The sequence below is a fragment of the Spirillospora sp. NPDC052242 genome (genome assembly GCF_040679555.1).
GTDB lineage: Bacteria > Actinomycetota > Actinomycetes > Streptosporangiales > Streptosporangiaceae > Spirillospora.
Map to the genome: position 1 here is coordinate 1 of NZ_JBFAUZ010000024.1, position 12,102 is coordinate 12,102.

Annotated in this window: 6 protein-coding genes and 2 pseudogenes; 7 read left to right on the plus strand and 1 reads right to left on the minus strand. The window is 66.7% G+C overall.

Annotated features, from left to right (window positions below):
* The 6 genes and pseudogenes from AB0L25_RS20450 to AB0L25_RS20475 form a co-directional block, all read left to right on the plus strand.
* A pseudogene (locus AB0L25_RS20450) lies at positions 1 to 237 on the plus strand (IS110 family transposase); the annotation flags it as partial.
* A gap of 203 nt (positions 238 to 440) precedes the next feature.
* Positions 441 to 1,685 (plus strand): hypothetical protein, encoded by a 1,245-nt coding sequence (locus tag AB0L25_RS20455; protein ID WP_500174219.1) that lies wholly within the window; start codon positions 441 to 443, stop codon positions 1,683 to 1,685.
* A gap of 136 nt (positions 1,686 to 1,821) precedes the next feature.
* On the plus strand, positions 1,822 to 3,417 hold the full coding sequence (locus AB0L25_RS20460) for a TIGR02677 family protein (RefSeq protein WP_500174220.1): 1,596 nt from the start codon (positions 1,822 to 1,824) through the stop codon (positions 3,415 to 3,417).
* Positions 3,410 to 4,819 (plus strand): DUF2398 family protein, encoded by a 1,410-nt coding sequence (locus AB0L25_RS20465; RefSeq protein WP_500174221.1) that lies wholly within the window; start codon positions 3,410 to 3,412, stop codon positions 4,817 to 4,819. The genes AB0L25_RS20460 and AB0L25_RS20465 overlap by 8 nt, the downstream gene beginning before the upstream one ends.
* Entirely contained in the window at positions 4,816 to 9,162 is a 4,347-nt protein-coding gene (locus AB0L25_RS20470) for a TIGR02680 family protein (protein WP_500174222.1), read from the plus strand. Before AB0L25_RS20465 ends, AB0L25_RS20470 begins: the two co-directional genes overlap by 4 nt.
* Positions 9,162 to 10,418, plus strand: a complete 1,257-nt coding sequence (locus AB0L25_RS20475) for a TIGR02679 family protein (RefSeq protein ID WP_500174223.1) — start codon at positions 9,162 to 9,164, stop codon at positions 10,416 to 10,418. Before AB0L25_RS20470 ends, AB0L25_RS20475 begins: the two co-directional genes overlap by 1 nt.
* A gap of 452 nt (positions 10,419 to 10,870) precedes the next feature.
* Here AB0L25_RS20475 and AB0L25_RS20480 read toward each other — a convergent pair.
* A pseudogene (locus AB0L25_RS20480) lies at positions 10,871 to 11,189 on the minus strand (transposase); the annotation flags it as partial.
* 220 nt (positions 11,190 to 11,409) lie between these two features.
* Between AB0L25_RS20480 and AB0L25_RS20485 the strand changes: the two are divergent.
* Positions 11,410 to 11,613, plus strand: coding sequence for an Imm32 family immunity protein (locus AB0L25_RS20485; protein ID WP_500174224.1), 204 nt, complete (start codon positions 11,410 to 11,412; stop codon positions 11,611 to 11,613).
* Positions 11,614 to 12,102: the final 489 nt, after the last annotated feature.

Consider the following 12,102-nt stretch of genomic DNA (forward strand, 5'->3'; position numbering starts at 1 on the left):
ATCCGCGGCGAGAGCCCGTCCCGACGCGGCAACCGACAACTCAAACGGGCCTTCTACCTGGCCGCGTTCGCCTCCCTGCGCGACCCGATCTCCCGGGCCTACTACGACAAGAAACGAAGCGAGGGCAAACATCACGTCGCCGCACTCACCTGCCTGGCACGACGACGCACCGACGTACTGTTCGTCATGCTCCGCGACGGCACCCCGTACCGACCACCAACCCCCTCCACAGCTTGACGAAGCACATAGGGGCACCCTTTGGCGGCGCGGACGCTCACCGAGTCGATCGCGCAGCGCGACCAGAATCAAGACATGGTCTTAGGCATTTTCGCGCCTGCGGGACCTACAGAGGGGACGGTCACCCCATCATTGGAGTCAGCGCCGATTAACTCGGCGCGTCCTGCCAGCCCCGGGTGTCCCCACCTCGATCGGAGACCGTCGTGAAGAACAGCATGTTTTGGCGAGTTGTCGACAACGACAGTGGCGCCGAGGCCATCGTTAGTACGCCTGCCGAGGCGGTCGCGTTCATCAACAGCCGGTTCGACACCGATGAGGACGACGAGCCGTTCAGCTTCACCGAGGTCGGTCCCTTCGTCCCGAAGCCGCTCGGCGTCATCACCGCGTGGGCGGCCGGACAAGACGACGGGCGGACCGATGGGCGAATCGCACCGATCACGATCAGGCCGGTAGTAACCGACGGCGCCATCGACGAGTGCGACGACGTCGTGCTCTGGGGTGACGTGCAAGTCACGTGGGACCACGACGCGTACACCGTCAATGGGCCGGACGGCTTCGAGTGCGACGTCGCCGACAGCGCAGCCGAACTCAACGAGATCCTCGACGAGTACGCCACCGGCTACGAGTACGTCGAACCTGAGGGGTCCGACGGTCACGCGCGGCCGAGCCGGCGAGAGTTGATCCGGTACGGCGCCCAGGAGTGCGCCGGCCGGTTCGGGCATCTTGACGACGACGCTCTGCTGTGGCTCGCCGCCACCCGGATCACGCTCGCACTGTGGCGCAACACGCCAGTCGAGAACTGGCATGCCGGCAGGAGCCCGCTGCACGACGGCATGATGATGCGGATCAACGCGGCGACCACCCGGCTCGTGCGCTCGATGCTGTCGTTCGACCATGTCGACTGGGTCGCTGTCGGTCTCGCGGTGGTCGACCCGTCTCGGGTTCTGCCGACCGGACAGTCGGTGCTCGATCTCGGGTTGGCCTGTCACAACCCTGACGACCCGGCGCACGAGGACGATCCGCGCGATGACCTCGCGGAGATGGCACAGGACGCGATCGCTTGGGGCCGTGCGTACCGCCTCCACGAGCAGGAGTTCGGCCTGCGGACTCTGATCGAATTCTTCTGCGCGTTCGACAACGGCTGGTTCGGCGCGCCTAGTTGGGGGCGCATCGTCGACCGGTTCGTTGCCGCAGTCGACGACCGGGAGCACGGGCACTGGCGCCTGCACCGGGACGAGCCTTGGTTCGACGAGTGGTTCACCAGCCGTCCGGCGGACATTGCGGACAACGCTGAACTGCGTCGGCTCCTTCTTGCCGGGCCGGACCTGCTGTCCGAAGCAGCAGCCGATTGGTGCGTGGAAGGTGCCATCCGCTACGTCTGTCAGGACGATCATGCGAAAGGCTGCGAGCGGTGCGGTGTCCCGCTGGCGACAGAGTCGTCGGTTTGAAGCGCCCTGATCTGATGGAGCCTCCACCCGACCCGAAGTGCCTTTGTATTTGTCAAGTCACGGGTCAATCTGCCTGAGGTGATGTTCTGCGAAACACGTAAAGCGCGGGCCGCGTTTGGGCGATACTTGCTGCGAGATGTCTGAGACCACGAGTAAACGCGCGCTGGGGTTGGACGCGCTGGCGATCAGTGATCGGTTCCGGCTGCTGCATTTCGTCAAGCGCGACGACCACCTCACCTATCTGTGGATCTTGCGGGCGATCGACCGGCTTCGCGCTGTCCACCGTGTCCAGGTGGGTGTGGATGATGTCGCGACGGTCATGCGGGAGTTCAGCGGCGCCTACCACGATGCTCCGCTCCTCGACGACGTGACGTTGCGTCAGCGTCTGGACATGCTCGCTGATGATGATCAGGTGCTGCACCGGTTGGATGATGTGTCGCGAGCGGGGTCGCTGGCCCGGTATCGCAATCGGCAGTCGGTGTACCAGTTCACCGAACTGGGGTACCGGGCGTTCGCGCTGCTGGAGGATCTGCTGGCCGTGCGGGTTCGGGACGCCAACCTGTCGCGGCTCGCGTTCTCCGACATCCTCGATGATTTGCGATCTTTGGCGGCGGCGAACCGGGCTGGCGATGGTGAGCAGATCCACCGGCGGCTGACCAGGTTGGACGGGGTGATGCAGGACATGTCCCGCCGCTCCGCGCAATTCCATGTGACGCTGGGCGAGATTGTGTCCTCGAATGAGGCGTCCCAAGAGCTGTTTCTGCGCTACAAGAACGCATTGTTGTCACACATGAGCGACTTCATGGCCGAACTCGACCGCTACCTGCCGCGCTTGGAGGCGGCGGTTGACGAGGTGCAGGAGACGGGCGTCGCCACGATGCTGGCCCGCGCGGCCGAGGCCGATGACCGTCCCTTTGTCAGCCGCGCTGACCGGCTGGCCGATTGGGAGCGACGCTGGGAGGCGCTGCGTGGCTGGTTCACCACCCCCGCGCCGGCGTCCGCCCCGGTCTCGACGGGGACGACCATTGTGGCGGCTGGATCTGGAGTCGCACAGTTGCGAGCGGCGACTCGGGCCGCGGTGTCGGCGGTGATCGCGCTGCTGCGGCAGTTGGCCGAGGCCAACCGCAGCGGGGTCAACCGCTCCTCCGAGTTGCGCCACCTGGCCGCATGGATAGCGGCGGTCCCCGATGAGGACGCCGCCCACGCCTTGGCGACCGCGGCGTTCAACCTCAGTTCCGCTCGGCATCTGGGCGGGGCGCACGATGACGAGGAGCAGATTCCTGCAAACCGCACCTGGTGGGAAGCGCCGGGTGTCGAGGTGGCGCTCACGGTCTTCCGCACTGGGCGCAGCGCCGGCCCGGGGATCCCGCAGCCGGTCCGCGCCGATACCGGCGCGCGGGCGGAGCTTCGACGCCGCCAGGTGGAGGAGTTCACCGCTGAACGCAAGGCTGCAGCGGGCCTTGCCGAAACCGGCACACACGGCCGGGTGCTGTCGGAGCCCGAAGCCCGGGTGTTGTTCCGGCTGTTGACCAAGGCGCTGGAAGCTCGGACGGTGATCTCCGGGCGGGTCTCGGGCGGGTCTGGCAGCGACGACACCGTGACGCTGCGGCTGCGGCCCGCAGAAGTCGGTGAGGTGATCCAGATTCCTGGGGGGATGCTGCATCTACCCGGGTTCAGTCTAGAGATCACTCCTGCGGTCAAGCGCCGCCCGATGAGAGGCCGCCGTGGCTGAGCCTCGTGCCGCCGCGGACATTCCCGTCAGCGAACTCGGTTCTTTCCAAACCGCGGTCCGGTTGGTGCTGACCAACGACATCATCACTCCCACCCATCCGCGGCCGGGGGTGTTGGAGCGGGTGCTGCCGTGGGCTGACCAGCTCACACGCGACCTGCGTGAGCTGTTCGGCTACACCCTCGTCGCCACCACCCATCAGGTCCGCCTCGTCCGCCGCCTGGACGTGTTGGATCCCTCGCGCGGCAAGGTGTTCGTCTCCAAGACCGGGCGGCCCTGGGACCGACGCCGGATCGCCTACCTGTGCTTGATCATGTCCACCTTCCAACGATCCCGGGTGGAAGTCAGCCTCGCCGATATGGTCCGTGCCTTTGCGCCGCTGGCCGCGGCGACCGGAGGGCTGGGATTCGACCCGCTGGTCCAGGGCCATAAGGCTGCCGTCGTGGACGTGGTGACCTGGCTGGTGGACCGGGGCGCGCTGCGCCTGTCGGACGGCTCTGCCGAATCATGGGCCCGCTCAGCCGACGGCGACGCCCTGTATGACATCGACCACGACATCTGCGCGGCGCTGCTGCGGCCCGCCCGCCCGATCCAGCACCTCACCACTGCCGCAGGTCTTTTGGAGGACCCGGCGTCCTCGGTCGAGCAGCGGGTACGACGGCTGCTGTTGGAACGGCCCGTGGTGTACTTCGACGACCTAGACTCCGCAGCCGCGGCGGTGCTTCGTCGCGAGGACGTGACCGACAACCTGGCCCGCTTGACGGGGCTGGTGGCGGAACGGCGCGCGGAGGGCGTTGCGCTCATCGACGCGAGCGGGTCGTTCACCGACCGGCCGTTCCCAGGGCGCGGCGGAGCGGTCAGCCGCGCCGCCGGGCTGCTTCTGGCCAAGATCGCCGATGAGCTGGAAGGACGGACCCTGCACAAGGTCGAAGCCGCCTCCCACACCAGCCTGCAAGCCGACCTGTTGGACCGTATCGACGCCGGCCTCCCAGCCGACGGAATAGTCCACGAGCTCGCCTGGGCTCCACCACAGGCGCCTCCTCCACCCGGTGTTGCCACCGGCGCCCACCATCGTCTGTATTTCGTGGAACGGCACCGGCTGGAGAAGATGATCAGTGAGCTGTTTGAGGAGTTCGGGGCCTCCTCGTTCACCGCGACCTGGCAGGCCGACCCGATCGGTCTGCTCGGCGCGGCCCTGACGCTACTCACCGATCTGGCATTGCTCCGACCGAACCCCGGCGGGGCGGTGCTGTTGCCAGCCGCGCTTCGCTACCGCAACATCACCATGGCTCTCCCCACAGACGATGGCCAGCTCGACCTGTTCGGCGGGGCCGACACCACCACCAGCAGCAGCTCCAGCGATACCAGCACCGCCAGCGACGCCCGCGAAGGGAAGAGTGCATGACCCGGTTCCGTCCGACCCGCGCCGGACTGATCAACATCTGGGACTACGTCGATGAGGAATTCGTCTTCGCCGACGGGCGGCTGGTGCTGCGCGGCCACAACGGATCCGGCAAGACCAAAGCCCTGGAGGTACTGTTTCCCTTCATCTTGGACGGCGTCGCCGACGCCCGCCGCCTGGACCCCTTCAGCGGCGAGAACCGGACGATGAAGTCCAACCTGCTCTACCGCGGGCAGGAGTCGGAGTACGGGTTCGTGTGGATGGAGTTCGCCGGCGGCGACACCCCTGACGCGGACGCGGTCACGTTGATCATCGCGTTGCGTGCGCACAAGGACAAACCGGCCGCCAGCACGTCGTTCTTCGTCACCCGCAGGCGCATCGGCCTGGACTTCGGTCTGCTGTCGGCCGATTCTCGGCCGCTCACCGAACGGCAACTGGAAACGATCTTAGGTTCAGAGTGCCGTTTTGACAGCGCGACCAAGTACCGCGACGCCATCGACCACGCACTGTTCGGCCTCGGCCGGCAGCGGTACTCCCAGCTGTTGGACCTGCTGCTGGCGTTGCGGAGGCCACTGCTGGCAAAGGACCTGGACCCGGCCAAGGTATCGGACACGCTCACCGCCGGGCTCAGCCCCATCTCCGAGGACCTGATCGAGCAGGCGGCCCGGGATTTCGAGAACTTGGCCGCAGTGCAGAGCCTGGTAGAGGACCTGAACGCGGCCGACAGCGCGGCCTCAGCGTTCCTCCACGTCTACAGCGACTACCTGATGGTGGAGGCCCGCAGCCGGCTGAGCCGCTTTGCCGAGCGCACCAAGCAAGCGACCGAACATGCCACTCGGCTGCGTGAGGCCAGCCTGGAGATCACTCGGGCGACCACCGCCGAGGACAAAGCACGCGCCAGTATGGCGGAGGCCGACAAACGCCGAACCACTCTCGAAGGCCAACTGGCCGGCCTCAAACGAGATGAGGCCTACACCGGTCAGGGGCGGTTGAACGATCTGCGCGACCGGGTCGCCGCCGGCAATCGAGATCTCAAAGAACGGCGGCAGACGCACGTCACGAACGGACGGCACCTCACCGACCTGACCCGCGAAGCGGGCGACCTCGCCGAGAAGCTGAAGCAGTACCATCTCACCGCCGGTCGCCACGGCGCCGACCAAGCCCGGGCAGCACAGACGGCAGGCATCGACGACAGCGAAACCGACCTGCAGACAGCAAAGGCACGCGCGGCCACACGCCGTGACGACGTCGACCACGTCCGCGCCCACCTCAGCGAGGTGGCCGACGCCGTCACCCGCCAACAGCAGGCCGCAGACGCGGTGTCGGCAGCCCACACGAAACTCGAGCGCTCCGAAGATGCCTGCTGGGAGGCTGAGAAAGCAGTTGACCAGGCACGGGCCCGGGCGCAGCAACTCTTGAATGACTGGATCGGTCGATGGGGTGCTCCCCTCAGCGGTGAGGCGCTCGGTGACGTCGACGTCAATCCCGCCGCGGCGATTGTGGCGGCCGACGAGGTCACCGCCCTCACTCAGGCACTGGCCGCTCTCGACGGCGAGAACGAAGCGGTGCCGCTGCCGGCGTTGTTCGGTGAACTGACCGAACAACGCCGCTCCCTTCTCGGGGACGAGCGGACACGCCTCGGCATCGAGCACCAGCGGATACGCGGTGACCGCGACGTGCTCCACACCGAACGTGAACAAGTCGCCGCCGAACGCGACGACGCCCCCATGCCGGCCTCCACCCGTAACAGCGACCGCTCCGGACGTCCCGGCGGTCCCCTGTGGCAACTGGTCCGTTTCGCCGACGACGTCGACGACACCCAGGCCGCGGCGATCGAGGCTGCGCTGGAGTCCGCCGGGCTACTGACCGCCTGGATCCATCCCGATCCCGCGCTCACCGATACTGCTTACCGCGACGGCGAGCACGACGCCTACCTTCGGCCGCTCCCACCGGCCCAGCGCACGGCCGGACTCACACTCGCCAGCGTCCTGACGCCTGACGACCAAGACCTGGTCCCCACGAACGTGATCAGCGACATCCTGGCCGGCATCGCCCTCTCTCCCCTCCTGGGATCAGCGGAGGCAGGCCCGGCGGTCAGCTCGGCCGGGCAGTTCACTTTCGGCATCCACTTGGGCGCCTACAGCAAGCCGATCCCTCAATACATTGGTGCCACCTACCGGGCCACTCGCCGCGCCGCACGCATCGCCGGCTACGACCAGCGGATCAACGACCTGGACCGCGAAATCGAGCAACTGCAACGCCAGCAGCAGCAGATCGAGGAGCATTTGAAGCAACTGCGGCAGGCCCGCAGCGAGCTCCCGCCCATCGCGCCGATCCAGTCCGCACTCACCCGGCTCTCCACCACGTCCGCGCTCTTGGCCCAAGCCCGCACCGAACAAAGCGATGCCGCGAAGAAACTGGATGCCGCCACCGCCGAAACCGACGCCGCCCGCCGACGGCTCCGCCTCGCCGCCGCCGAACGGAGTCTCCCGGCCGAGGCCAGCCCGGTGGACCTCATCGCCCAGGCCATCGACGACTTCCTCCAGGCGGCGCGAGAAGCAGACAAGGTGAAGGCGACCATCATCGCCATCTCTGAGGAAGCCGATCGCCGGACAGAGATGATCACCCGGATGGGGGAGGAGCACGCCGAGGAAGCGGAACGGATCGAGGAGAAGGCCGCCGCCCACCTCCACCTGACCGAAGAACTGGCAGGCTTGGAGGAGAAGCTGTCCGCGCCCCTCAAACAAGTACTGGACAAGATCGGGCAAGCAGAGGCGGGCATCACGGCCGCCCGCAGCGACTGGGACTCAGCCGATGAGAAGGCCCGCCAGGAACACGACGCGCGTGTTCAGGCAGAAACGGCCTACCGGTACTGCGAGCAGTCTGTGCGGGACGCGGTCACCGCACTGCTCGAGGCGGCCCATCCGCTCGCTGTCTTCATCGAGACGGATCTGCGTCCTCTTCTCGGCGTAACTGCGACCACGTCATGGCCTCACAGCTCCCAATGGCTCCCCAGCGAACAGGCCACCGCACAACTGATCCCCCTGCTGACCGCACCCGATACCTCCAACGCCGACAGCGCCGACGCCGACACTGCCAACGGCACTTCCGTCGTCCACAACGCGCTCCAGACGCTCATCCCCGGGGACGCGGCGCAACTCATCAGCCTCCTTGATACTGCCGCCACCGGCCGGTCGGCAGGTGAGAACGCCCGTAAGGCCGCACGGCAACGCCTGTCAGACGCGCTGAAGGAGTTCAACGAGGCGCTCGCCACCCGCCAGGAGGACTACCGATTGGACTGGCAGGCCGGCGACACCGTCATCACCGTGAACGTCTACGACGCTGACGGGCGCCACCCCGTCGCCGACTTCGCCGCCCGGGTCCACGACCGGTGCGAGGAGCAAAAGTTCCTGCTGGAGGAACGGGAACAGACCGTGCTGGAAAACGAACTGCTCACCGCACTGGCCCAGCAGGTGTTCGACCGCGTGTATTTCGCCCGGGACCTGGTCAAGAACATGGACGACGACATCCGCTCCCGGCCGATGACCAACGGCCTGACCTTCGGGATCCGCTGGGTCGCCTCCGACAAGCTCACCGATTTACAGCGCCAAGTGTCCGATCTCCTCGGCTACCAGCAACTCGGCCCCGACCAGCTCGCCTACCTCCGCCAGCTACTGCGGCAGATGCTGCGCGAATACCGAGCCGCCCACCCGCGCGACACCTACCAAGAAGCCCTGTCGGCGGTACTGGACTACCGCGCCTGGCGGACGTTTGAACTCCGCCTCAAAGTCCCCGGCGAGGAGGAGGTGAAGCTGAGCAAAAAACGGCACACCCTGCTGTCAGGCGGGGAGAAGTCGGCCGCGATTCACCTACCGTTCTTTGCCGCCGCCAACACCATTTACTCCTCCGCCCATGCCACCTGCCCCCGCATGATCGCCCTGGACGAGGCGTTCGCCGGTATCGACGACCGCTACAAGCCCGATCTGCTAGGACTCACCGTCCAATACGACTTGGACGCCTTCATGACCGGGCACGACCTGTGGATCCGCTACGACACCGTTCCCGCCGCCGCGCATTACGACATGCACTCCGACAAACTGTCCCACACCGTGTCCGCCATGCTCATCCTCTGGGAGGGCACCGAACTCCTGGATGCCGGAGCTGGCTACGCGGGCAACGAGGAACTCGCAGCCGACTTGCTCGGCTTCACCCCTACCCGGCACGCCCCCAACAACGAGGGACTCCTCGCCGACCTGCAAGCTTTCACCGATGACGGTTCTCTCGCCGATGCCGATCATCCCCATCAGGAGGACTCCGACCAGGATTCTGAGGAGGCCGTGCTCTGATGGCGACGCCCGCCGATAGCCCCGTCAACCCGGTCACCGACACCCCCGATCTGGCACGGCTGCTGGCAGCCGCCCGCCGCTCTCTGGAACGCACCGGCGGCGACCTGAACCGCACGATCACACTCGCCCAGCTCACCGACGCCGAACGGCGAGCCGTCGGTGGCCTCCTAGGACGCCATATCGCACCAGGCGCCAAACGCGTCGAGATCAACCTGGAACAGGTGGACACCCGGCTGCGTTCTCTGTCAGGACACGGCCTAGCCGAGACACTAGGCCGGGAGAAGCCGTTGCGGGACCGGCCCGCCGAAGCAACTCGTGACAAGGCGGCCCGCGAACGGCTGCTGGCCATCGCCCATGCCAGCACCCTCTACCGCCAAGGCTGGTTCACTGCCTGGATCGAGGAGATCCGGGGCAACGGCACCTTCACCCGGCTGCTGAAGACGCCGGCCAGACTCAGCCATGCCGTCGCGGCCCTGGAACTTATCGACGCGCTCGACGGCTCGACCGTCACGTTGCCCAAACTCGCGACCCGAGCGACCGGCCATTCCCACGCCCTCGACCACCGCACCCCACTGTCGGCTTTGGTCCTGGACGCACTCGCCTCGCGAACCAACACACCCCGACCCGCCACTACCGAACAGCGCCGCGAGTTGTGGGACCAGTTCAACGTCATCGTCGATGACCTGGCCAGCACCGTCCTCGTCCTCAACCTCCCCGCCACAGGCAACGGACTCGGAGACTGGCTCTCAAGCGCTGCCGCCACCGCCACGCCCTTCCACATCACTCTTCATCAAATCCTCACCCACCCCCTTCACCTCGCACCGCCGCTGGTGTACGTCTGCGAGAACCCCGCCGTACTCCGGGAAGCCAGCGATGTCCTGGGGCCCACCTGCCCGCCCCTGATCTCCACACAAGGCCAGCCCTCTACCGCTTTCCACCGCCTCGCCACCAAAATCACCAGCAACGGCGGCCAGCTCCGCTATCACGGAGACTTCGACTGGCCCGGCATCACCATGACCAACACCATGACCAACCGCCACAACGCCCAACCCTGGCGGATGACCACCACTGAATACACCAACGCCGTCAACCACACCCACAACGACGACGAACCCACGATCGGCAGCCTCAAAGGCAACCCGGAACCCACCCCATGGGACCCGCCGCTCAGCGCCGCTATGATCCGACATAATCGCGTTATCTACGAGGAAGCAGTCGTCGACGTGCTCATGGGCGACCTGAGCAATCACCAGTAATGTATGTCTTGCTTCGTCTCGCATTGGTCGAAGACCTGACCCTGCCCTGACTTGCCAGGGTGGCGCTGGGGGATGGCCTGGTGTTGGCCGGTGCTGCTCCCAATCAACTTCGGGGATCGAGTCTGCTTCGGGAGTTGGAACGTCGGCCGCCCTCGGGACCGCCGCCCGGCTTGCTTCGCCGACTTCGAGGTCGGGTGGGCGAGAGGTATTTGGCGGTGGTCCGGGCTCTGGCCGGGGCGCCTGGCCATCCTTCGCACCGTTACCGGTGTTCCCGGCCGACATCCGCCAGGTCGTCTGCACCGGTTCCGCCAGGCCACCCGCCGCGGGCACTTCCCCTCCGGGCAGGCCGCACTCAAGGTGCTCTACTTGGTCATCCGGGCCTGGTCATCCGGCAACCACTGAAGAACCGGCCGAACCTCACCGGCAAGACCCCGGGCTGAAGAACGCGCCGAGCGCGCTGGCGCTGCACTACGGTGCACGCTCACGGACCAGTCGATCCGGCCGATCGAGTCGTCGTGGGACCTGCACCTGGGTCAGGATACGGTCGAAGGTGCCGTCGGCGGCCCACCGTCGGTACCGCTCGTACACGGTTTTCCAGTTGCCGTACCGGTCGAGCAGGTCCCGCCATGGGGCACCGGTCGCCAGTTTCCACAAGATGCCGTTCAGCGCCGTTCGGTGCTCGGCCCACGGGCCGCCCCGGGCGGGCTGAGCGGGCAGAAGCGGCTCGATCCGCCGCCACGACGCATCGGTCAACTCATGTCGTCGCACCACGACACACCGTCAACCCACACCCGCAAGATCGACCTCAGCCGAACAGCAAGATTTTCCGGACAGGCCCTAGAAGACTGCTGAACTGGCGCCGAACCCGAGAAGGCCGGACAAGATGCAGGTCGTCGAGAACCGGCACATCTATATCGATTAGCCTGGCAGTGACGTTGATGCAGTGGCTCATCGAGGTGGACGCCCCTTCTACGCGTGAGGCGGGCTGACGTTGGACGGGGAGGACGGGTACGAGATATCGGTCGACGTCGAGGCCAGCGAGGGGGTCGTGGCCGCCAACCATGAGAGGCTGGTCTCCCTGGCGCGCCATCTGCCGAGCCTGGCGCAGGAAGGCGTTTCCCCCAGCGCGCACATCCATCTGACGGCCGGGCAGGAGATCGAATCCTCCAGTGACCTCATACCCGAACGCCGCTGAGCCGTCCGCGCACCACTTTCCCCGACGGCCCACCGGACGGTCCGCAGTACCCCGCGGATAATTCGGTCAGCCATTCAATGCCCCTCGCCGCCAACCTGGTCGGCGGTCCACTGAACTGACCGGCCGAGTCGGATAAGCGGGTTCATGTAGGTGATTCCTGAAGTTGATAGACGAGGCCGACTTCCCGCGCGTAGTTTCTTACCGATCTACGGAGGGGCGCGCATGTCGTTGGTGGACGGGCCCGGCTGGTCGGCCTCCGGGCTGGAACAGCGGGCAGGGCGGTATCCGCTGCGGGTCGAGGCGCCGGTAATGCGGGTGGCCGAGCTGCTCGTCCCGGGGGTTACCTCGCAGACGCGATACGTCCGCTACTACGCGTTCTACGCCGCGCTGGCCGCGCACGCCGCCGAGCACGAGCTCGACGCGGACGCGTGCCGCAGGCTGCTGCGGCGCGGTGAGGCGGTGCTGGCGGGCGTCTCGCTGGTACATGAC

What these genes read in the sequence shown, in the direction of transcription:
- AB0L25_RS20470 (WP_500174222.1), top strand. Translation starts at nt 4,816, where the DNA reads ATGACCCGGTTCCGTCCGACCCGCGCCGGACTGATCAACATCTGGGAC.
- AB0L25_RS20460 (WP_500174220.1), top strand. Translation starts at nt 1,822, where the DNA reads ATGTCTGAGACCACGAGTAAACGCGCGCTGGGGTTGGACGCGCTGGCG.
- AB0L25_RS20475 (WP_500174223.1), top strand. Translation starts at nt 9,162, where the DNA reads ATGGCGACGCCCGCCGATAGCCCCGTCAACCCGGTCACCGACACCCCC.